Annotated in this window: 20 protein-coding genes; 13 read left to right on the top strand and 7 right to left on the bottom strand. The window is 74.2% G+C overall.

What is annotated here, in order from left to right; translation table 11 throughout:
* Nucleotides 1-270 carry a hypothetical protein gene (locus PVK37_RS03285; protein ID WP_275032204.1) on the bottom strand — a complete coding sequence of 90 codons (270 nt, stop codon included), beginning with the start codon at nucleotides 268-270 and terminating at the stop codon, nucleotides 1-3.
* A gap of 235 nt (nucleotides 271-505) precedes the next feature.
* Here PVK37_RS03285 and PVK37_RS03280 point away from each other — a divergent pair, with 235 nt between their 5' ends.
* Nucleotides 506-1,426: a proline dehydrogenase family protein gene (locus PVK37_RS03280; protein ID WP_275032203.1), complete on the top strand. Its 921-nt coding sequence runs from the start codon at nucleotides 506-508 to the stop codon at nucleotides 1,424-1,426.
* 407 nt (nucleotides 1,427-1,833) lie between these two features.
* Here PVK37_RS03280 and PVK37_RS03275 read toward each other — a convergent pair whose 3' ends face one another.
* Together PVK37_RS03275 and PVK37_RS03270 are read right to left on the bottom strand one after the other, a co-directional pair.
* A complete protein-coding gene (locus PVK37_RS03275; RefSeq protein WP_275032202.1) occupies nucleotides 1,834-2,310 on the bottom strand; it encodes a hypothetical protein in 477 nt (158 codons plus the stop codon).
* 18 nt (nucleotides 2,311-2,328) lie between these two features.
* Nucleotides 2,329-2,667, bottom strand: coding sequence for a PadR family transcriptional regulator (locus tag PVK37_RS03270; protein ID WP_275032201.1), 339 nt, complete (start codon nucleotides 2,665-2,667; stop codon nucleotides 2,329-2,331).
* 83 nt (nucleotides 2,668-2,750) lie between these two features.
* Here PVK37_RS03270 and PVK37_RS03265 point away from each other — a divergent pair, with 83 nt between their 5' ends.
* From PVK37_RS03265 to PVK37_RS03245, 5 genes are all read left to right on the top strand, one after another.
* On the top strand, nucleotides 2,751-4,034 hold the full coding sequence (locus PVK37_RS03265) for a hypothetical protein (protein WP_275032200.1): 1,284 nt from the start codon (nucleotides 2,751-2,753) through the stop codon (nucleotides 4,032-4,034).
* 655 nt (nucleotides 4,035-4,689) lie between these two features.
* Nucleotides 4,690-4,899, top strand: coding sequence for a helix-turn-helix domain-containing protein (locus tag PVK37_RS03260; RefSeq protein ID WP_275032199.1), 210 nt, complete (start codon nucleotides 4,690-4,692; stop codon nucleotides 4,897-4,899).
* Nucleotides 4,900-5,163: 264 nt separating this feature from the next.
* Nucleotides 5,164-5,265, top strand: coding sequence for a 30S ribosomal protein bS22 (locus PVK37_RS03255; protein ID WP_007465623.1), 102 nt, complete (start codon nucleotides 5,164-5,166; stop codon nucleotides 5,263-5,265).
* 120 nt (nucleotides 5,266-5,385) lie between these two features.
* Complete coding sequence (locus PVK37_RS03250; RefSeq protein WP_275032190.1) at nucleotides 5,386-6,459, top strand: NAD-dependent epimerase/dehydratase family protein; 1,074 nt, start codon at nucleotides 5,386-5,388, stop codon at nucleotides 6,457-6,459.
* A gap of 68 nt (nucleotides 6,460-6,527) precedes the next feature.
* Nucleotides 6,528-7,430 (top strand): lysophospholipid acyltransferase family protein, encoded by a 903-nt coding sequence (locus PVK37_RS03245; RefSeq protein ID WP_275034931.1) that lies wholly within the window; start codon nucleotides 6,528-6,530, stop codon nucleotides 7,428-7,430.
* A gap of 36 nt (nucleotides 7,431-7,466) precedes the next feature.
* Here PVK37_RS03245 and PVK37_RS03240 read toward each other — a convergent pair whose 3' ends face one another.
* From PVK37_RS03240 to PVK37_RS03230, 3 genes are all read right to left on the bottom strand, one after another.
* Nucleotides 7,467-8,333, bottom strand: coding sequence for an HAD family hydrolase (locus PVK37_RS03240; RefSeq protein ID WP_275032189.1), 867 nt, complete (start codon nucleotides 8,331-8,333; stop codon nucleotides 7,467-7,469).
* 211 nt (nucleotides 8,334-8,544) lie between these two features.
* A complete protein-coding gene (locus PVK37_RS03235; RefSeq protein ID WP_275032188.1) occupies nucleotides 8,545-9,438 on the bottom strand; it encodes a DUF5667 domain-containing protein in 894 nt (297 codons plus the stop codon).
* A gap of 378 nt (nucleotides 9,439-9,816) precedes the next feature.
* A complete protein-coding gene (locus PVK37_RS03230; protein ID WP_275032187.1) occupies nucleotides 9,817-10,734 on the bottom strand; it encodes an ECF subfamily RNA polymerase sigma factor, BldN family in 918 nt (305 codons plus the stop codon).
* A gap of 701 nt (nucleotides 10,735-11,435) precedes the next feature.
* Here PVK37_RS03230 and PVK37_RS03225 point away from each other — a divergent pair.
* The 7 genes from PVK37_RS03225 to hemB all read left to right on the top strand — a co-directional run bounded on the left by PVK37_RS03225 (nucleotide 11,436) and on the right by hemB (nucleotide 18,333).
* Complete coding sequence (locus tag PVK37_RS03225) at nucleotides 11,436-11,690, top strand: glutaredoxin family protein (protein ID WP_275032186.1); 255 nt, start codon at nucleotides 11,436-11,438, stop codon at nucleotides 11,688-11,690.
* Nucleotides 11,691-11,728: 38 nt separating this feature from the next.
* Nucleotides 11,729-12,376 (top strand): HAD family hydrolase, encoded by a 648-nt coding sequence (locus PVK37_RS03220; protein WP_275032185.1) that lies wholly within the window; start codon nucleotides 11,729-11,731, stop codon nucleotides 12,374-12,376.
* A 323-nt stretch (nucleotides 12,377-12,699) separates the two neighbouring features.
* Nucleotides 12,700-13,473, top strand: coding sequence for a redox-sensing transcriptional repressor Rex (locus PVK37_RS03215; protein ID WP_275032184.1), 774 nt, complete (start codon nucleotides 12,700-12,702; stop codon nucleotides 13,471-13,473).
* Entirely contained in the window at nucleotides 13,470-14,795 is a 1,326-nt protein-coding gene (locus PVK37_RS03210; protein ID WP_275032183.1) for a glutamyl-tRNA reductase, read from the top strand. The genes PVK37_RS03215 and PVK37_RS03210 overlap by 4 nt, the downstream gene beginning before the upstream one ends.
* Complete coding sequence (gene hemC, locus PVK37_RS03205) at nucleotides 14,792-15,760, top strand: hydroxymethylbilane synthase (protein WP_275032182.1); 969 nt, start codon at nucleotides 14,792-14,794, stop codon at nucleotides 15,758-15,760. The genes PVK37_RS03210 and hemC overlap by 4 nt, the downstream gene beginning before the upstream one ends.
* Nucleotides 15,757-17,337 (top strand): bifunctional uroporphyrinogen-III C-methyltransferase/uroporphyrinogen-III synthase, encoded by a 1,581-nt coding sequence (locus PVK37_RS03200; protein WP_275032181.1) that lies wholly within the window; start codon nucleotides 15,757-15,759, stop codon nucleotides 17,335-17,337. Before hemC ends, PVK37_RS03200 begins: the two co-directional genes overlap by 4 nt.
* A gap of 12 nt (nucleotides 17,338-17,349) precedes the next feature.
* Nucleotides 17,350-18,333 carry a porphobilinogen synthase gene (gene hemB, locus PVK37_RS03195; protein ID WP_275032180.1) on the top strand — a complete coding sequence of 328 codons (984 nt, stop codon included), beginning with the start codon at nucleotides 17,350-17,352 and terminating at the stop codon, nucleotides 18,331-18,333.
* 125 nt (nucleotides 18,334-18,458) lie between these two features.
* Here hemB and PVK37_RS03190 read toward each other — a convergent pair whose 3' ends face one another.
* Nucleotides 18,459-21,737 carry a lamin tail domain-containing protein gene (locus tag PVK37_RS03190; protein WP_275032179.1) on the bottom strand — a complete coding sequence of 1,093 codons (3,279 nt, stop codon included), beginning with the start codon at nucleotides 21,735-21,737 and terminating at the stop codon, nucleotides 18,459-18,461.
* Nucleotides 21,738-21,803: the final 66 nt, after the last annotated feature.

The following is a 21,803-nucleotide window of genomic DNA, read 5'->3' as shown; positions in this document are numbered from 1 at the left end:
TCAACCGCCGCAGGAGGCGAGGTGGGTGCCGAACCCGCCCCGCTCCGGCACCGCCTGCGAGACCGGGGCCGGTTCGGCCCGCCCGCTCGCCGGGGCCGGTACCCGCAGCGCCAGCGCGACGGTGTCGCCCCCGCCCGTCGGGCCGAGGGCGCAGTCGTCATCGTCGTCGTCGCCGGTCATGTTGCAGCCGGACAGGGCCAGCGCGAGCGCGGTCAGCGCGCCGAGCTGCACGGTGGCCGACCGCAGCCGGCGGGGTGAGCGTTGTTCCACGGACATCGTTGTAACCCATGCCCGCCACCTCGTCGTCCCCCGGTCGTGCAGGGTGTCGGGCCGGACGGTGCGGGTGCCGGGGGCCGGTCCGGGCGGGGTGCGTTCACCGGCCGCCGGCCGGGCGGGCCGCTACCGGGCGAGGCGCGTCGGTCGGGCGGGCTCCTGCCGGGCGGGCGCGTCGGTCGGGCGGGCCGCTGCCGGGCGCGGGTCGGACCGCTGGCGTTACGCTCAGCTCATGCTCCGTTCGGTCATCCTCGCCGCCGCCCGGTCATCCCGGGTGGAGCGGCTCGTCGAGACGGCTCCCTACACCCGGGACGTCGTCCGCCGGTTCGTCGCCGGCACCGGCACCGACGACGCGTTGCGCGCGACCCGCGAACTCGTCGCTGGCGGCCTCACGGTCACCCTCGACCACCTGGGCGAGGACACCGTCACCCCCGGGCAGGCCGAGGCCACCCGGGAGGAGTACCGCACCCTCCTGCGGGCGCTGCACGCCGCCGGGCTCACCCCGGCCGCCGAGGTCAGCGTCAAGCTCTCCGCGCTCGGCCAGAAGTTCGACGAGCAGCTCGCCTACGACAACGCGCGGGCCATCTGCGTCGCCGCCGACGAGGCGGGCACCACGGTCACCCTGGACATGGAGGACCACACCACCACCGACTCGACGCTGGACATCCTGGCGAAGCTGCGCAAGGACCATCCGCGTACCGGGGCGGTGCTCCAGGCGTACCTGCGGCGCACCGAGGCGGACTGCCGGGACCTGGCCACCGCCGGTTCCCGGGTACGCCTGTGCAAGGGCGCGTACCGGGAGCCGGAGTCGGTGGCGTACCAGTCGGCCCGGGACGTGGACCGCTCCTACGTCCGCTGCCTGAACGTGCTGCTCTCCGGCGAGGGGTACCCGATGCTCGCCACCCACGACCCGCGCATGATCGCGATCGGGGAGGACCGGGCGCGCTGGTTCGACCGGGGGCCGGACAGCTTCGAGTTCCAGCTGCTCTACGGCATCCGACCGGAGGAGCAGGCCCGGCTGGTGGCCGCCGGACACACCGTGCGGACCTACGTACCCTACGGCGACCAGTGGTACGGCTACCTGATGCGCCGGCTCGCCGAGCGGCCGGCCAACCTGGTCTTCTTCGGCCGCGCCCTGGTCTCCCGGAAGTGACCCGCCCGCCGGTGCGGTAGCCGCCCGTGCGGTAGCCGCCCGTGCGGCCGGCGCGCGTGCGGCGGGCGACCCGGGCGGGGGTGGCACCGTGCGGGCGACGCGTGCGGCCGGCAGGCGGGTGGGAACGGGCCGGCGGAGACCCCTTGCCCGCCGGCCCGCCCAGACCGGGTGCCCCTGCGGGTCCGTGCCGTGATCCACCGCCCCCGTTCTCCGGTGGTCACCGGCGGTCCGCAGCCGGCCCTGTCGTCGGTACACCGGGTGAGGTGCCGACCACAGAAAACTACCTAGCTAGAGATAGTCCGGTCCAGGTGTCGGGGCGTCTTTTCGGTGTCGCCAACACGACCCGGCACGGCATTGACCCGACGTCCGCAGCGGGTCGATCCCCGGCGACCAGGTCGCGCAGGTGCTCAGCGGTTGGTCCGTCCGGCGGTACGCAGGACGACCGCCAGCACCACGGCCGCCCGCACGTACTGGAACGCCTCGGTCAGCGGACGGTGCCACGGCGCGCCCGGCTCGTGCAGGGCGTCGTGCGCCAGCCCGTGCCACTCCGCCACGTAGCGGTGCCGGCTGGCCGGGGGCAGCAGCGTCCCGGCCCACGACACGACCCGCTCGGTGAACCCGTACCCCACCGGCCGGGTACCCGACCCGGGCCCGAACGTCCCGCCCAGGTCGCGGAGGAAACCGTTCAACCGCAGCAGGGCCACCCCCATGCCGGCCACCCCCACGCCGCCGGCGCTCTGCGTCAACCCGCCCGCCTCGGCCATGGTGATCAGACCGGCCAGCAGGCCGAGACTGGTACCCATGATCCCCACCGCGTCCGCGGTCACCACGGCGACCGCCCCGCAGCGACGGACGACCGCGCCGCCGACCCTCCTCGCGGACATCCGGTCCGTCCCGCCGGCCTAGAAACCGGGCCGGGGCCGCAGGGCGGACCGGGCGGTGGCGGGCGCGTCCCCGGTCCGGGCGGCGACCGCCGAACGGGCCACCCGTACCCCGTCGCCGGTCAGGCGGTAGTACCGCCGGCGGGGCCGCCCCTGGTCCTCGTGCTCGGCCGGGTCCTCCCAGAAACTCTCCAGCCAGCCGGCCAGCTCCAGCCGGGCCAGGATCGGATGCAGGGTCCCGGTCTTGAGGTTCGTCTCCCGGGCGATGTCCCGTCCGTAGCGGGGCACGGGCGGCGCGGCGAGGAGCAGCCGCAACACCTCGACCGTCTGCGGGGTGAGCCGGGGACCGGTACCAGCCATGACCTGGAGTCTAGGTAAGCCGGCCACCCGGACCACCCGGTGAGACCGGTGGTCTCCACCGCCGAATGTCGTAGTCTCCCGCCGTGGAGGACGAGCGGCAGGTACCACGACGGCGTGCGCGCTGGCCGCTCTGGACCGCGCTCGCCGTGGTGGCCGCGCTGGTGGGCTGCGTGCTGCCGACGGCGCTGGTGGCGGGAAGGCTCCTGGACCCACCGCCCCGGTCGGCCGGTGACCCGGCACCCGGATCCGACCGCACGCCGGACGGTCCGGCCGCCCGGCTGGCCGGGGCGATCGGCGCCCAGCTCGACCGGCAGGCCGAGGCGCTGCTGCGCGGCGACCGGGCCGGGTTCCTGGCCGTCGCCGAGCCGGCCGCCCGGGACGACCTCGCCCGCCAGTTCACCTCGCTGCGGGCGCTGCGGGTGGCGGTGTGGCGGGCCGAACCCAGCGGCGAACCGACCCCGACCCCGGACCGCCCCGGCCAGTGGCGGCAACTGGTCACCTACCGGTACTGCCTGGTCGAACCGGCCTGCACGCCCAGCCCGGTGCTGGCCGGCACCCGGTGGCGCGCGGGGGCCGACGGGCCCCGGCTGGTCGCCGTGGAACCCTCGAAGTCCGAGCGGACCGGCACCCGGCCCTGGGAGGTCAGCGAACTGGCCGTCAGTCACGGTCCGCGCACGCTGGTCGCGACCACCCCCGACCAGCGCGGCCGGCTGCCGGCCCTGCTCGCCGCCGCCGAGGCCGCCGCCGTCGTCGCGGACCGCTACGTCGTCGACGGTGTCCGTCCCGACCGGTACCGGATCTTCTACGCCGGCCGCGACGAGTGGCGACGCTGGTACGGCGGCGACCGCCCGGAGTGGACCGGCGGATACGTGGTGACCGTCGGCGGTGGACACCACGAGGTGGTGCTGAACGCGGCGGCCCTGCGCTCGGGTGGCCTGGCGGAACTGCTCCGGCACGAACTCACCCATGCGGCGTCCCTGCCCGCCGGCGGCTGGTCCGGGGAGAGCGCCTGGTGGCTCGTGGAGGGGATCGCCGAGCTGGCCGGCTCGGCTGACCGGCCGGTCGTCGGGTACTCGGGGCTGGACGAGGTGCGCCGGCTGGTCGCCGGTGGCTGGGACGGTGGGCTGGAGGGCCTCGCCCCGGCCGCCGACGCCCCCGCCGGCCGGGTCACCGCCAGCTACGGGATCGGCTACCTGGCCGTCCGGCACCTGCTCGACCGGTACGGCGAGCAGCGCCTGCTCGCCTTCTTCCGGGCGGTGGTGCACGACCGGCGGCCGGTGGCGGACGCCGCACGGGAGGTGTTCGGGGAGCCCTGGCCGACCCTGCGGGACGACTGTGTCGCCTACGTACGGACCGCAGCCGGCTGATCACCCGGCCGGCTGGTCCGGCACGCCCGGGGCGGCGCCGGCGGTCCGGCCGGTCCCGGAGGGGTACGGCGGGCTGGTCCGGCAAGCCGGGGCACCAGCGGCGGTTCGGTCGTCCCGGGGGCACGGCGGGCTGGTCCGGGGCGGGTCGCCCCTTTCATGATCGACCGCCGTGTCGGGCTCCGGCGGGGTCTGACACACTGAGCGCGCTCCCAGCGCGGAGCCCCGGTCCGCGTCCGGAAGTGGCCCGGGGCACCCGCCCGGTGGCCCCGGTGGCGCCACCGGGGCCACCGGGCGCCTTCCGCCCCGGGGTCGCCGCCCTCCCTGGCGGCCGCGGCTCTTCCGCCCCGGGGCCGCCACCCTCCCCGGGACCGCCGTTCTTCCGCCCCGGGGTCGCCGCCCTCGTCGCTCTTCCGTCGGCCGGCGGGTACCCTCCGTCTCCCGCCGGGCACCCTCCGCTCCGGGACGAACCGGCGTGGCGAGGTCGAAACACCTGATCAGGGCCGGGATGTGATACTCGATCGAGATCAAGTGCAGGAAGGGATCGCGCCGTTCACAGCCGTCCCGTTACCGTACTGGTAACACGCGCGTTGCCCGTCCGGGCGGGACGATCCCGTCCGACGGCCCGCGCCGGGGCATTGGGATGGGGCGGTGGGCCATGACCGGGTCACAGTCCGACGGTCGGCTGTCGGAAGTCAGGTTCCTGACCGTCGCCGAGGTGGCGGCGGTCATGCGGGTGTCGAAGATGACGGTGTACCGCCTCGTGCACAGCGGTGAACTCGCCGCCGTACGGGTCGGCCGGTCGTTCCGGGTGCCCGAGCACGCGGTCCACGAGTACCTCCGCGGAGCCTTCTCCGAGACCGCCTGACGGCGTTGCGCTGGCCCGTCCGCGGCGTTGCGACCGGCCCCCTGGCCGCGCGGTGACCGGCCCGCCGGGCGGGTCGGGACGGGCATCGACGGGGGCGCGTTGGTCCTGCTGATGCTCTCCGGCTACCCTGGATCTCGACCGTGACCACCCAGCGGTGCGCCGCGATGCCCACCAGCGAAGGTCCGGTCCGTTGTCCGCAAGCGGTCGCCGGCGCCGATCTGGTGTGTCCGGTCCGCCCCGCACGTTGCATCGAAAGGCTGTCGTATGGGCTCGGTGGTCAAGAAGCGCCGCAAGCGCATGGCTAAGAAGAAGCACCGCAAGCTGCTGCGCAAGACCCGCGTCCAGCGTCGCCGTCTCGGCAAGTGACCGGTGCCGGGCCAGGCCCGGCACCGGCGTACCACTTGCCATCTGTCGACTCCCGGAGGCTCAGGTGAGAAGGCCGCGGACGTCCCGGCTCGATCCGGCCTGCCGGGCAGGATGCGCGACATGACCCCCGGTGGCACCTCGGGTGCTCCGGGGGTCGTCGTCGTGACCGGGGTCAGCCGGTACCTCGGCGCGCACGTCGCCGCCCGGCTCGCCGCCGACCCGCGGATCGAACGGGTCATCGGCGTCGACCCGCCAGCCCCCGGCGCCGAGTTCACCGACCTGCTCGACCGGGTCGAACGGGTCCGCGTGGACGCCGGCTCGCTCGGCGGCCTGCTGGCCGACCTGTCGGTCGACGCGGTGGTGCACCTCGCCCTGGTCAGCGCCCCCGACAAGCAGCACGGCGGCCGGGCGGCGATGAAGGAACAGAACGTCATCGGCACCATGCAGCTCCTCGCCGCCTGCCAGCGGGCCCCCCGGCTGCGCAAGGTGGTCGTCCGGTCCTCCACCGCCGCGTACGGGGTCTCGTTCCGTGACCCGGCCGTCTTCACCGAGGAGACCGAGCCGCGTGAGGTGCCGCGCGGCGGGTTCGGCCGCGACATCCTCGACATCGAGGGGTACGTCCGCGGCTTCCGCCGCCGTCGGCCCGACGTGACCGCCACCGTGCTGCGGTTCGCGCCGTTCATCGGCTCCACCGCCGACACCACCCTGACCCGGTACTTCCGCCAGCCGGTGGTGCCCACCGTGCTCGGCCGGGACCCCCGGTTGCAGTTCCTGCACTTCGACGACGCGCTCGAGGTGCTGCACCGGTCGATCGTGGAGGACCATCCGGGCACCTACAACGTCGCCGGGCCCGGGGTGCTGTCGCTGTCCCAGGCGGTCCGCCGCGCCGGCCGGATCGAGGTGCCGGTGCTGGAGCCGGGGCTCTCCGGGGCGGTCGCGCTGGCCCGTACCCTCGGCTACGGCCGGCTCGGCCTCGACCAGGTCGACCTCTTCGTGCACGGCCGGGTGGTCGACACCAGCCGGCTGGTCCAGGAGTACGGTTTCACCCCGCGCTCCACGGCCGCCGCCTTCGACGACTTCATCCGCGCCCACCACGGCGGCGCGCTGGTCACCCGGGACCGGCTGGCCGCCGCCGAGCAGGCCGTCCTCGCCGGCATCCGGCAGGTCCGGGCCGCCGTACGGGAGGGCTCGTGACCCGCCACGACGGCACCGAACGGGACGTGCCGATCGGCCGCCCGTTCGACCTGCCCGACGCCGCCGAGCTGGACCGGCCGGCCCGGCGCAACGGCCACCACCACGGCCCCGCCGTACCGGACCGCCCGGTCGACCACTGGGACCGCCGGGTCGCCGGCGGGCTGGCCTTCCTGCGTCGCCGGCTGGCCGGTGACTACGAGATCGACGAGTTCGGCTTCGACCCGGAGCTGACCGAGACGCTCTTCCACCCGATCCTGCGGCTGCTCTACCGGGACTGGTTCCGTACCGAGATCACCGGTCTGGAGCACGTACCCGCCGAGGGGGCCGGCCTGGTGGTCGCCAACCACTCCGGCACGGTCGCCCTGGACGCGCTGATCCTCTCCGCCGCCCTGCACGACCGGCACCCGGCCCACCGTTTCCTCCGGCTGCTCGGGGCGGACCTGGTCTTCCGGATGCCGGTGGTCTCCGAGGTGGCCCGCAAGGCCGGCGGCACGGTGGCCTGCAACCCGGACGCCGAGCGGCTGATGCGCGGCGGTGAACTGGTCGGCGTCTGGCCGGAGGGCTTCAAGGGCATCGGCAAGCTCTACTCGGACCGGTACAAACTCCAGCGGTTCGGTCGGGGCGGTTTCGTGTCGGCGGCGCTGCGTACCGGCACGCCGATCATCCCGGTCGCCATCGTCGGCGCGGAGGAGACCTATCCGATGCTCGCCGACATCAAGCCCCTCGCGCGGCTGCTCAAGCTGCCGTACTTCCCGATCACGCCGACCTTCCCGTGGCTCGGGCCGCTGGGCATGGTGCCGCTGCCGAGCAAGTGGTTGATCGAGTTCTGCCCGCCGATCCCCACCGCCCACCTGACCGACTCGGCCGACGACCCGCTGGTCGTGTTCAACCTCGCCGACCAGGTGCGGGAGACCATCCAGCAGACCCTGCACCAGCTGCTGGAACGCCGACCGGACCCGTTCGGCCCCTGACCGCCCTCCCGGCCCGGACCCGCCGGCCCGGGTGGGTCAACGGGGCTGCCGGCGGCGGTGCACCGCCATCCCGGCCCCGACCGCCCCGGCCAGCAGACCGGCGGCGGCGGTCGACGGTACGGCGATCCGGGCCGCCCGACGGCCGGTCCGGAAGTCCCGTACCTCCCAGCCCCGCTCCCGGGCGGTACGCAGCAGCACGCTGTCCGGGTTGACCGCGACCGCCCGCCCGACGGCGGAGAGCATCGGCAGGTCGTTGGCGGAGTCGCTGTAGGCGACGCAGCGGGCCAGGTCCAGCCCTTCGACGGCGGCGAGCTGACCGACCGCCTCGGCCTTGGCCGGCCCGTGCATCAGGTCACCGACCAGCCGTCCGGTGTACGCGCCGTCGACGATCTCGGCGACGGTGCCGATCGCGCCGGTCAGGCCGAGCCGGGCGGCGATCACCCGACCGATCTCCACCGGCGCGGCGCTGACCAGCCAGACCCGCATCCCGTCGGCGAGGTGGCGCAGGGCCAGGCTGCGGGTGCCGGCCCAGATCCGGGGAGCCATCAGCTCGTCGAAGATCTCCTCGGTGAGCCGTTCGACGTCGTCCACCCGCCAGCCCTCGACGAAGGCCAGCGCGGCCTGCTTGGCGTGCGACATGTCGCCGGCGTGTTCGGTGGCGAGCAGCCGGAACCGGAGCTGCTGCCAGGCGAACCGGGCGAGGTCACCGGTGGTGACGTACCTCCGGGCGGCGAGCCCCCGGGCGAACCAGTAGATCGAGGCGCCCTGCATCATCGTGTTGTCCACGTCGAAGAAGGCCGCCGCGGTCGGGTCGGGGGCGGCGGGCTCCAGGTCGGTGGCGGCCCAACCGGCGGTGTGACCGTGCCCGTCCGTGCTGACGGTCACCTTTCGGGTTCGGGCCACGCAGCACTCCCTCCGCTCGTCGCTCGGCTTCCGTAGCCGGCCTGACGCGTGCCACTGGCGAGACTATCCGGCGATCACCGTCGACTGCCCGTGTGTCGCGGAGGGCGTCCGGAGCCGGACCGTGCGTCGCGAAGGGCGTCCGGAGCCGGGCTGTGGTCGCCCGGGTCCGGCTCAGCGGACGCCGGGTCGGCTCAGTGGTCGCCGGGTCGGCTCAGCGGACGCCGGGGCAGTCGCCGGGGGCCGGGCCGAGCGAGTCGGGCGAACCGTCCGTCGCGGCCCCGCAGGACAGCGCCGTGCGGAGGTCGGCGGAGCGCCGACCGGCCGCGTCGAGCAGGTCCAGCGACTGCCGGGTCCGGTCCCGTTCGGCCCGGGACGCGCCGTCGGCCAGGGCGGCCACCGCCCGGCGCTGGCTGTCCAGGAAGGCGTCCAGGGCGTCCAGGCCGGCCGGATCGGTGCGCTGCGTGGTCGCGGTGACGAGCAGCCGGATGCCGTCCCGGGTGTCCTCGTCCATGTCGTCGAGGGCGGCGTCGAAGGCCGTCCGGTCGCCCCGCACCGCGCTGGCCTCGACGAGCCGGGTCCGGGCGAAGTCCAGGAAGAGCTGGCCCCGGCTCAGGTCCGAGCTGGACAGCGCCAGCTGGGCCCGTTCGGTGGACCGCTTCATCCCGTACAGGGCGTCACCGGGGAGGGCGTTCTCGCTCGCCGCCGAGATGCCCGAGACGGCGACCGCGCCGGCGGTGATGCCGACCAGGATGGCGCATCTGGCGCGGGCCCGGCGGGCGGTGACCGAGGGCAGCAGCGGGCTTCTGGTGGACCCGCCGACGGCCGTCCGCCGACCGGTCGGGTCGGCCCCGGCCGCCGGGCTGGCCGCCCCGCCGACACCCTCGCGTTCGACCGCCGCCACCAGCATCGCCCGCAGCCCGGTCCGGAACTCCGGGTCCACCTCGACCTCGGGGGCCGCGGGACCCAACTGCCGGCTGAGGGCGACCAGGGCACCGAGCCGGTCGTCGGCCCGGGATCGTACGTGGTGCCGTCGGCCGCCGTTGGCCTCGTCGACCAGCTGGGCGAAACGCTCGGCGTGCCGACGGGAGAAGAGGTCGCTGTCCACCGCAGGCATCTCCTCTCGCTGCTCGCGGCCGTCCGGCCGCTGTCGTCATCCGACGGCCGGTCGGCCCCCGTGGTGAGCCCTGTCGTCCCGGCGGGTTGCCGTCCCCTGCCGTCGTGGCCGACGGTCGGGGCCGGGGGTGGCCGGTGGCGGAAGGTCGTGGCCGGTTGGAGCGCCTGTCCGACGGGCCCGGAAGCTGCCGGAACGGACACCGGTCGCACCCGGAGAAACGGTCGGTGCCCGACGATGGTTACGGCCCGGGAGGAGATGAAGTTAATTACAACGACAGCTGCCACTGTCTGCGGTGGACACGGCCGGGCCGGACCGTCGGCGGAGCTGACGAGCGGCGGATCGGGCGGCGGATCGGGCGGCCGGGCCGGCTCAGGGTTGGAAGCCCTCCGGCAGCAGGCGGGCCAGGGCGCGGACCGCCCGGTACTGGAGGGCCTTGATGGCACCCTCGTTCTTGCCCATCGCCTTGGCCGTCTCCGCCACCGAGAAGCCCTGGAGGAAGCGGAGCACGATGCACTCCTGCTGCTCCGGGTTGAGCTGTTTGACCGCGGTCAGCAGGGCGACGTTGGTGATGTGCTCGACCACGGCCGCCTCCGGGCTGCCCTCGGGGCCTCGGTCCTCGCGGTCGGCGTCCAGCACGTCGCCGGTGGTCACCTCAAGCCGGTACCGACCGGACTTGAAGTGGTCGGCGACCAGGTTGCGGGCGATGGTGACCAGCCAGGCGCCGAGGTCGCGGCCCTGCCAGGTGAAGCTGCCGATCCGCTTGAGCGCGCGCAGGAACGTGTCGGAGGTGAGGTCCTCGGCGAGCTGCCGGTTGCCGACCCGGAAGTAGACGAACCGGAAGACGGTGTCCATGTACCGGTCGTAGAGCAGGCCGAACGCCTCGGCCTCACCGGCCTGGGCGCGTTCCACCAGCGTCCACACCTCGGTGGCCGGCTGGTCGGACGGGTCCGGGCGGCTCGGCTGGCCGGTCGGGCGGTCGGGCTCGTCGGTGGCCGGGACGGCCGGCAGGACAGCGGTCTCCGCGCTGGTCGGGTCGGCCGGGGCGAACTCGTCGCCCGGCCGGCGGCCCTGCGCCGGCATGCTGGGCCGGGCCGGCGTGACGACCCGGCCCCCGGTCGGCTTGGCGTTGCCGCCGGGCGCGGCCGAGCGGGGTGGCGGCTCGTTCTGGTGCGGTCGGCTGCGGGTGCGTCTGCACGCGCCGTCGTCGCTTGCCCCGAGACTCCACGGCTCGAGTTGACGCAGCGGGGCCGGCCCCGACGGTTGCTCCGCGTAACCGAACGTGGTCATCGGGCCTCCCGGCGGCCTGAGGTCACCGGCCGGCCGGTACGGGGTCCGGCCGCGCGGCCGGCTCCGGCTCCGATCCGGACGGTCGGTGCTGCTCCAGGGCGTGCCGACGATCGGCAGGCCCTGATGAGGTACTGGTCCAATGCGGTCACAGGCACGGCGGCCTCCTCGGGCTGAGGGGTGTCGACTCACGGCAAATGGGGCGAGCCGACCCGAGTGATGATAGGGCCAACGTCACCCATGTGTGGCAAGTCCGTTACACAGAGCGGAAGTATTTCCCGGCGCGTCGCACGGGTGCCGGACGCGTTGTCCGTCGGTGGCAGTTGACTTTTCGGTCGGGACGGTCCGGGCCGAGAAGAACAGCAGGTCAGAGCCATTCTCACAAAGTGGCGTACCTGTCGGGGAGGAGCGCCAGCTATCGATCACCATCATAGTCGATCGGCCCGTCGCGGCCGGCTCGGCGACCGCGTCGGCGGCGCGTCGGCGGACCTCGCGGACGGGGTGCGCCGGGCGGCCGACCGGCATCGGCGACCGGGTCCGGTCGCGCTTGTGGACCGGACGGCACCCTGGGCGGAACTGGACACCGCAGCCGGGTGTCGCCCGGACCGGAACGCGCTGCCCGGCGGGCGGTACGGTGGGCGGCGAGGTGCGTACGACCCTGCTCCGGTCGCCCGTCGCCGGTGCCGCCGCCCATGGAGGTTCCGATGTCCACTGACGCCCGGCTCGCCCTGATCACCCGGCCCGGTTGCCACCTCTGTGACGACGCGCGGGAGGCGTTGGCGCGGGTGGTCGCGGTCACCGGTGACCGGTGGACCGAACGCGACGTCACCGACGACCTGGAGCTGGAACGTGAGTACGGCGACCGGCTGCCGGTGGTGCTGCTCGACGGCAAGGAGCACGGCTACTGGCGGGTCGAGGAGGAGCGGTTGCTGCGGGATCTCACCACCCCGCAACTCTGACCCCTTCCGGCCGGGCCCGGCGTGGTTATGGTGACCGGATGACTCCTGCGCGCCACCACCTGGTGTGGGACTGGAACGGCACTCTCCTCGACGACCTCGGCCTGGTGGTCGACTGCACCAACGCGGCCTTCGCCAGCGTCGGCGGTCGGCCCGTCACGGTGGACGAGCACCGGGTCCGGTTCCGGCGGCCGGTCGCCGACTACTACGCCGAGATGCTCGGCGCGGCGGTCGACGAGGAGGCCTACGGCCGGCTCGACCGGATCTTCCACGACGCGTACCAGGTCGGGCTGACCACGTGTGAGCTGGCCGCCGACGCGCGGGCGGCGATCGCGGCCTGGCCGGGCAGCCAGTCCCTGCTCTCCATGTGGTTCCACGACCACCTGGTGCCGGTCGTGCACACCTACGGCCTGACCGGGCATTTCGTCCGGATCGACGGGCTGCGGGCCGAGGTGGGCGGGGGGCGTAAGGCGGAGTCGTTGCGGCGGCACCTCGCCGAACTGGGCGTCGACGGCCGTTCGGTGGTGCTGATCGGCGACTCCCTGGACGACGCCGAGGCGGCCGAGTCGGTCGGCGGCCGGGCCGTCCTCTACACCGGGGGCGTCACCGACCCGGCCCGCCTGTACGCCTCCCCGTACCCGGTCGCCGACACCCTCACCGCCGCCGTCCGGCTGGCCGCCACCCTCTGACCGGCGCGCTGACCTCGGGCGACACGCCTGCTCTCCGGAACGCCACGCGTCCTCACACCGCACGTGTAATTGGTCAGAGAAGTCGGAATTAAGTAATAATCGCGACGCGGTGCGTGGTGCCGCTCGACGGTGGGTGCGGAACGGAGGGCCTGGTGTTGTCGCGTCACGCATCCGCAAGATCGCGATTTGTGCACGTCTTCACAAGCGCCTACTCTGTAGTTCCGACGCGCCCTGCTAGCACAGCCGGCAAGATCGGTCGCCAGCGGGAGTACCCCACCAGTCGGCGACCGGAGCTGGTCCAGGATCGCACCGCACGGAGTCTCATGAGTCAGCACCGTCACCCAGGCGCGCCCGGCCGAGCCGGTACCGTACCGGCGCTTCCGGACCTGCCCGAGGCGACCGTCGCGCGGCTCCCCGTGTACCTCCGTGCCCTGCACCAACTCGCCGAGAACGGCCACGAGACCGTGTCCAGCGAGGGGCTCGCCAGCGCCGCCGGGGTCAACTCCGCCAAGCTCCGCAAGGACCTCTCCCACCTCGGCTCGTACGGCACCCGGGGCGTCGGCTACGACGTCGAGGTGCTGATCGGGCAGATCGAGTCGGTGCTCGGGCTCACCCAGAGCCGCGCCGTCGCCCTGGTCGGCGTGGGTAATCTCGGTCACGCCCTGGCCGGGTACGCCGGCTTCGCCAGCCGGGCCTTCCGGATCGCCGCCCTCTTCGACGCCGACCCCGCCCGGGTGGGCGAGGAGATCAACGGCCTGGTCGTCCACCACGTCGACGAGCTGGCCCGGGTCGCGGTCGAGGAACGGCTCGCCATCGGGGTCATCGCCACCCCCGCCGGGGCCGCCCAGGCGGTCGCCGACCAACTCGTCGCCGCCGGCGTACGGAGCATCCTGAACTTCGCCCCGTGCGTACTCTCGGTGCCGGAGGGCGTCGACGTGCGGAAGGTCGACCTCGCCATCGAGTTGCAGATCCTGTCCTTCCACGAGCATCGTAAGGCGTCGCTCACCGGACTGCCCGCCGGCGGCCCGGCCCACACCCTCACCACCCGTCCCGGCGACGCCCCGCCCACCGACCCTCAGGAGGCGATCGGCACGTGAAACTGCTCGCCGTCGGCGCGTCCTACCGCACCGCTCCGGTCGCTGTCCTGGAGCAGTTGGCGGTGGCCCCCGCCGATCTCACCCGCACGCTGGACCGCATGATCGCCCAGCCGTACGTGAGCGAGGCCGTGATCGTCTCCACCTGCAACCGGGTGGAGGTCTACGCGGCCGTGTCCGGTTTCCACGGCGGTCTCGGCGACATCTGCGCCGTCCTCGCCGAGCAGGCCGGCGCGCCGCCCGCCGCCCTGGCCAACCACCTCTACGTGCACTACGACGCCGCCGCCGTCGACCACGTCTTCCGGGTCGCCGCCGGGCTGGACTCGATGGTCGTCGGTGAGGCGCAGATCCTCGGCCAGCTCCGCGACGCCTACCACTGGGCCGCCGGGGCCGACGCGACCGGGCGGCTGCTGCACGAGCTGATGCAGCAGGCGCTGCGGGTGGGCAAGCGCGCTCACGCCGAGACCGGCATCGACCGGGCCGGCCAGAGCGTGGTCAGCGCCGCCCTGGGGCTGGCCGCCGAGCGGCTCGACGGCACCCTGGCCGGCCGGCCGGCGCTGGTCGTCGGAGCCGGGGCGATGGGCGCGCTCGGGCTGGCCACCCTCGCCCGGCTCGACGCCGGGCCGTTGACGGTGACCAACCGGGGCGCCGACCGGGCGGTACGGCTGGCCGAGTCGTACGGGGCCAACGCCGTCCCGATGACCGGGCTGACCGAGGCGCTCTCCACAGTGGACATCGTAGTGGCCGCCACCGCGGCCACCGAACCGGTCCTCACCCGCCCGGTGGTGTCCGCGGCGCTGGCCGCCCGGGACGCCGACCGCGGCCCGCTGGTCCTGCTCGACCTGGCCGTACCCCGCGACGTCGAACCCGGGGTGGCCGAACTGCCCGGCGTCGAGGTGATCGACATCGACCGGATGGCCGCCGTGCTCGCCGGTGGACCGGCCGCCACCGACGCGGCGGCGGTCGACCGGATCGTCACCACCGAGGTGGAGTCCTTCCTCACCTGGCTGCGCGGCGCGGACGTCGCCCCGACCGTGGCCGCGCTGCGGGGCCGGGCCGACGACGTGGTCTCCGCCGAACTGGGCCGGCTCGCCCAGCGCCGCCCGGACCTCACCGACGAGCAGCGCGCCGAGGTGGCCCGCACCGTGCACCGGGTGGTGCAGCGGCTGCTGCACCAGCCCACCGTGAAGGTCCGGCAGCTCGCCGCCGAGCCCGGCGGGGACCAGTACGCCGCCCTGCTGCGCGAACTCTTCGACCTCCAGGTGCCGCAGACCTCCCCGGTCGACACGGTGCCCGACATCACTCCGCCCGGAGGAGAACGATGACCGCCCCCCTGCGCCTCGGTACCCGGGGCAGCGCGCTGGCGATGGCCCAGTCCGGCCAGGTCGCCGACGCGCTCACCGCCGCCACCGGCCGCACCGTCGAGCTGGTCGAGATCGTCACCGCCGGTGACCGGTCCTCGGCTCCGGTGCAGCGGCTCGGGGTCGGCGTCTTCGTCACCGCGCTGCGCGACGCGCTGACCAACGGTGAGATCGACTTCGCCGTGCACTCGTACAAGGACCTGCCCACCGCCGCGTACGGTGGGCTGCACGTCGCGGCGGTGCCGCCCCGGCAGGACCCGCGTGACGCGCTGGTCGCCCGGGACGGCCGGACCCTCGCCGAACTGCCGCCCGGGGCCACCGTCGGCACCGGCGCGCTGCGCCGCATCGCCCAACTGCACGCCCTCGGCATGCAGCTGACCGTCACCCCGATCCGCGGCAACGTGGACACCCGCCTGCGTCGGGCGCTCGGGCCCGACGCCGATCTCGACGCGGTCGTGCTCGCCCGCGCCGGCCTGGCCCGACTGGGCCGGGCCGACGAGATCACCGAGACGCTCGACCCGATGCTGATGCTGCCCGCGCCCGCCCAGGGCGCGCTGGCCGTGGAGTGCCGGGTCGACGACCCGGACCTGGTCGAGCTGCTCGCCGTACTCGACCATGCGCCGTCCCGGGCCGCGGTGACCGCGGAACGGGCGTTGCTGGCCACCCTGGAGGCCGGGTGCTCCGCCCCGGTCGCCGCCTATGCAGAACTCGCCGAAGGTGACGACGGCGACGAGATCTACCTGCGCGGGGCGGTGATCAGCCCGGACGGTTCCCGAGACATCCGGCTGTCCCGCACCGGTACGCCCGCCGACGCGGCGGAGATCGGCAAGGCACTCGCCGCCGAGATCCTCGCCCGTGGCGCCGACTCGATCCTCGGCCAACCAGCCCACGCCGGCCCGGGGACCCAGCAATTTGGGAGCACAGAATGACCCGCACCCGTAAGCCCGTAGGCCACATCGCGTTCGTCGGGGCCGGACCCGGCGACCCGGGCCTGCTGACCCGTCGGGCGCACGACGCCCTGGTCGACGCCGACCAGGTGGTGTACGACCGGGGGGTACCCGAGTCGCTGCTCACCGCCGTCCGCGCCCAGGCCCGGTCCGACGCCCAGTTCAGCCCGGCCGAGGGGGCACCGGGCGACGTGGCGAAGGTGCTCATCTCCGCCGCCCGGTCCGGGCTGAACGCGGTGCACCTGGTCGCCGGTGACCCGTTCGGGCACGAGTCCGTGGTCAAGGAGGTGCAGGCGGTGGCCCGCACCGCCGCCCACTTCGAGGTGGTGCCGGGGGTCGGCCAGGCCGAGGGCGTCGCCACGTACGCCGGGGTGCCGCTGCCGGGTGTGCGTACCGCCGCCGACGTCGAGGACGTCGCCGCGCTGGACTTCGAGGCGCTCGCCGCCGCCATCGGCCGGGGCTCGCTGGCGCTGGCGGTGGACGCCGGTGACCTCGCCGCGATCCGGGACGGCCTGCTCGCCGCCGGGGTGGACGGCACCACCGGGGTCGGGGTGACCGGGGACGGCACCGGGGAGACCCAGTACACCACCACGTCGACCGTCGACTCGTTCGTGGCCGCCGCGCTCGGCTTCACCGGCCGGGTGGTGCTCACCGTCGGTGAGGGCGTCAGCCAGCGGGACAAGCTGAGCTGGTGGGAGAACCGCCCGCTGTACGGCTGGAAGGTCCTCGTCCCCCGCACCAAGGAGCAGGCCGGCGTGATGAGCGCCCGGCTGCGCGCGTACGGGGCGATCCCGTGCGAGGTGCCGACCATCGCGGTCGAGCCGCCGCGTACCCCCGCCCAGATGGAGCGGGCGGTCAAGGGCCTGGTGGACGGCCGGTACGCCTGGGTGATCTTCACCTCGGTCAACGCGGTCCGCGCGGTCTGGGAGAAGTTCGCCGAGCACGGCCTGGACGCCCGGCACTTCGGCGGCGTCAAGATCGCCTGTATCGGTGAGGCGACCGCCGACGCGGTGCGCGCGTTCGGCATCCAGCCGGAGCTGATCCCGGCCGGGGAACAGTCCTCCGAGGGGCTGCTCGCCGAGTTCTCCCCGCACGACGAGGTCCTCGACCCGGTGGGCCGGGTGCTGCTGCCCCGCGCCGACATCGCCACCGAGACGCTCGCCGCCGGGCTCACCGAGCGCGGCTGGGAGGTCGACGACGTGACCGCGTACCGGACGGTCCGGGCCGCGCCGCCGCCGGCCGAGATCCGGGACGCCATCAAGTCGGGCGGATTCGACGCCGTGCTCTTCACGTCCAGCTCGACAGTGCGCAATCTGGTCGGTATCGCGGGCAAGCCGCACGCGCGTACCGTGGTCGCTGTCATCGGGCCCAAGACGGCGGAGACCGCGACGGAGTTCGGCCTGCGGGTCGACGTGCAGCCGCCGCACGCCTCGGTGCCCGACCTGGTGGAGGCGCTCGCCGCCTACGCCGTCGAGCTGCGCGAGAAGCTGGCCGCGATGCCGGCCAAGCAGCGCCGTGGCTCGAAGGTGCAGGGGCCGACCGCCCTGAGGTTCCGCTGACAGGAGGCTCCCGTGCCGTACCCCGAGATCCGGCCCCGCCGGCTGCGGCGCACCGCGGCCGTGCGGCGGCTGGTCAGTGAGACCCGGGTCGCCCCGGCCGAGCTGATCCTGCCGATGTTCGTCCGGGAAGGGCTGACCGAACCCCGGCCGGTGGCCGCCATGCCCGGGGTGCTCCAGCACTCCCGGGACTCGCTGCGCAAGGCGGCGGTGGAGGCGGTCCAGGCCGGCGTCGGCGGGATCATGCTGTTCGGGGTGCCGGCGACCCGGGACGCCACCGGCTCCGGCGGCACCGACCCGGACGGCATCCTCAACGTCGCCATCCGGGACGTGGTGTCCGAGGTCGGCGACGCCACGGTGGTGATGAGCGACCTGTGCCTGGACGAGTTCACCTCGCACGGGCACTGCGGGCTGCTCACCCCGGACGGGGGAGTGGACAACGACGCCACCCTGGCCGCGTACGCCGAGATGGCGGTGGCCCAGGCCGACGCCGGGGTCGGCATGGTCGGGCCGTCCGGGATGATGGACGGCCAGGTCGGCGTGGTACGCCGGGCGCTCGACGCCGCCGGCCACACCGACGTGGCGGTGCTCGCGTACGCCGCCAAGTACGCCTCGGCGTTCTTCGGCCCGTTCCGGGACGCGGTGGAATCCTGCCTGGACGGGGACCGGCGCACCTACCAGCAGGACCCGGCGAACCTGCGTGAGTCGCTGCGCGAGGTCGAGCTGGACGTCGCCGAGGGCGCCGACCTGGTGATGGTCAAGCCGGCGCTGCCCTACCTGGACGTGGTGGCCGCGGTCCGCGCCGCCGTGGACGTCCCGGTCGCCGCCTACCAGGTCTCCGGCGAGTACGCCATGGTCGAGGCCGCCGCCGCGAACGGCTGGGTCGACCGGGAACAGGTGATGCTGGAGACGCTCACCTCGATCCGCCGGGCCGGCGCGCAGGTCATCCTCACCTACTGGGCGGTCGAGGCCGCCCGCCTGCTCCGCCAGAGCTACTGACCGACCCCGTCCCGCCCGGCCCCGAGAGGCTCCACCGGGCGGGACCGGGACGGGCGGCGGCCGGCCGGGACGGCGACGGCCCGCCGCCCGGGGTGGGCGGCGGGCCGTGATCAGGCCGGAAGCGGTCAGTCGTCGTTGGCGATGGTGCCGAAGGCGATCGGGTCGGTCAGCTCCAGACCCGGCCAGCCGGCCACCACGAAGGCGAACGTCTCGTCCGCCTCCCGCTTGCGGTCACCCCGGACCGCCACCGTGAACTCGACCGACGCCTGGCCGGCGGCCAGCGTCCGGCAGCCCGCGTACCCGGTGTAGTCCTGGCCGGACTGCGCGGTCAGGCCGAGCGTGGTGGCGCAGAGCACCACCGCCTGGGACAGCGGCCGGGACACCGTCACCGTGAAGGTGGCCGGCGTCTCGCCCTTGTTCCCCTCGGTCACCGTCACGTCCGCCACGCTCAGCGACGGCTTCGAGGAGAACCGGGCCACCTGCGGGTCGTGGTCGCTGGAACCCCGCGACCCGTCCCCGCTGTGCTCGGCCGGCCAGTCGGCGTTGATGTGCGCCGCCCGTACCTGCACCAGGTCGGCGTGCAGCGCGTCGTTGACGAACAGGTGGTCCAGCGTCTGCACCTGCCCCTCGAAGCTGTACGAGTACGCCGACGAGGGCACGTCGGCCACCAGGTCGTCCCAGAGGTTGTGCAGGCCCGCCTGGTACAGCGGGGCCAGCTGGTCCGACGGGGTGGGGTTGGCGCCGGTGGCGATCGGGTCGTCCGGGCGGGGGAAGACGTTCAGGTCCCCGCCGTACACCACCCGGGCGTGCGGGTCGGACGCCTCGATCGCGGTGACGATCGCCGCGCCGTACCGGGCCTGCTCGGTGCGCTGCCCGACCCGGCTGTCCGGCCCGGACGAGTAGTGGTTGCTCAGCGCCCACAGGGTGTACGACTCGCTGCCGCCCGGGGTCGCCTTCACGGTGAACCTGGCGAGCTGCGGGGCCCGGGTGAAGACGTTGTTGCCGTCCTTGCCGGTGGAGGTGTCGGTGTCCGCCGGCAGCACCGCGTTCAGCGCCTTCGGGTTCTGCACGTCGGCGTTCGACGGCAGCCCCGCCGACCGGTACTGCACCGTCGGCGAGGAGCCGAGCAGCGGATCGGTGGCGGTCGCCCCGGCCAGCGACAGCCGGTCGGTGCGGTACAGGAACCCGGCGACGATGCCCCGGGCGTCCGCGCCGGTCCGGTCGTACGCGGCGGCGTACGCCGGGCCACCGTCGGCGGCGATGGTGAGCGCCAGGTCCTGGAGGGTGTCCGGCGCGCCGTCGGCGTCGTTGGTGTCCCCACAGACCAACTGCCCACCGGAGACGGAGCAGATGTCCTGGTCCTCGGCCTCCTGCACCAGGATCAGGTCCGGCGAGTGCAGGTCGGTGACGATCTGGTCGGCCAGGTTGCCCAGGTGCTCCCGGTAGTCGGCCTCGCTGGCCGGCACGTAGTCGAACGGCGGGCTCACCCCGGGACAGCCGGCGTTGCCGGTGAAGTCACAGCCGTCGAACGGGTCGTCCCGGTGGTCGTACAGGTTCTCCACGTTGTACGCGGCGATGGCGATCTCCTCGGACCGCTTCGCCGGCCGCGGCGGGTTGTTCTTCGACGGGTCGGCACCGGCGGTGAAGGCGGCCTGCTCGACCTGCACGCCGTACTTCTCGAACGAGTAGTAGAGCGCGCCGTACGCGTCCCCGGTCAGGGTGTCGAAGGTCCGGGTCGGCGGGAGCAGCGCGGTGCTGTCCCCGGTGGCACCCTTGACGCCCATGCTGCCCAGCATGATCCGCTGGCCGTTGCCGTCGTCGAAGGTCCGGGTCGGGTCGTTGTCCAGCGGGTGCGCGTCCCGGAACACCCGGCGGGCGTACGGGTCGGCCCGGTCCAGCAGCGGGTCGTCCCGGTCCACCAGCCAGGTCTCCCCGTCGAAGGTGGAGGCGAAGACGTTCCGTCCGCTGATCGCCGCGCTGCCGGCACGGACCCGCAGCCGGGCCCCCTCGTGCCGCTCCCAGAACCGCTCGGCGGCGGCCAGGTCGGCCGGCGGCACCGCGTCGGTGACCTCGACGACGCTGTTCACGTCCAGCCCGGAGGCGATCTTGCGGACCAGCGAGGCACCGGAGAGCTGGGTCATGGTGAAGTACTCGGACACCCGGGCCCGGAGCACCACCTCGTCGCCGACGGTCGGCACGTAGCCGCCGATCAGCGAGGTGAAGGTGCCCATGAACACGAAGATGCCGTCCGAGCTGGTCGGGTCGCCGTCGGTGGCGTCGGCCCGGCTCTGCAGGAAGAAGCCGTGCTGCTCGGCCCCGGCCGAGGTACGCGCCAGCGTCCGCTGGGTGATCACGCCCCGCACGTCGTACAGGGTGCTGCTGGTGCCGTTGCCGGAGGCCGGCGCGAGCGGCGACCGGTCGGCCGGACCGGACTCGGCGTCGGTGGTCGGGCCCTGCACCTCCCCGACGGTCAGCTCCCGGGTGACCTGCACGGCCAGCGCGCAGGTGGCGGTGCCGCCGTCCGCGTCGGTCGAGGTCAGGGTGACCGTGTACGCCCCGCCGGCCAGGTCGGCGCTGGCGGTGACGGTGGCGCGGGCGGTGCCGCCCACCGCGTCGGCCGGGGTGAACGCGGTCCGGCTGATCGTGCCGGCGGACGGCGTCGGGGTGACCGCGGTGACCGCCAGGTCGACGATCGTGTCGTCGGCGTCGACGGCGGTGACCTCCCGGGTGGCCGCCGTGCCGGCCGCGGTGACCAGGGCCGGGCCGCAGGTCAGCGTGGCCGGCTGGTCGACCGGGCCACCCCCGTCGACCGAGTGCGTGCCGAGCCCGTCCACCGTGTCGGTGGCGAAGCCGGCCCACTGCGCGGCCGGGTCGAAGGCGTCCGACGGGTCGGTGTCGCCGGCGGTGACCGACGGGAGCCGGCGCAGCGTGTTGTCGGCGGTGCTGGTCAGCCCGCTGCCCCACTCGGTGCCCGGGTCGACCCCGACCTGGCCGATCGAGTCGAGCACGGTGGTGCCCTTACGCAGCACGATCGCGTCGTCACCGTTGTAGAGGCTCGCGCCGGTGGTCTGGTCGGCCTGGGCGAGGATCGCCGCGTTGGCCGACGAACTGGCGAACACGAAGACGTCACCGGCGGCGACCGTGCCGGTCAGCGCCAGGTTGGTGGGCGTGGTGGAGCCGTTGAAGTACAGCTGGAGCTGGTAACCGCCGGCGGTCAGGTCGATGGCGGAACCGGTGCCGTTGAACAGCTCGATCGCCTTGTTGTTCGACGAGCCCTCGACGTACTCGGAGATGAACAGATCGGTGGGCGCGGCGCTGGCCGCGGTGGGTGCGACACCGAGCGCCGCGACGGTGGTCACGGCGGTGGCGGTCGCGAGCGCGGCAAGGGTGCGGCGCGGGCGCATGGGGCCTCCACGAGGGGTGGACAGGGAAAACACACGCACGTTAGGCGTCGATGCGGTACGGCGTCC

Origin of the sequence: Micromonospora cathayae (assembly GCF_028993575.1) — a bacterium.
Taxonomy (GTDB): domain Bacteria; phylum Actinomycetota; class Actinomycetes; order Mycobacteriales; family Micromonosporaceae; genus Micromonospora; species Micromonospora cathayae.
The sequence above is the reverse complement of the archived record's forward strand: the minus strand, read 5'-3'. Positions and strand labels throughout refer to the sequence as shown.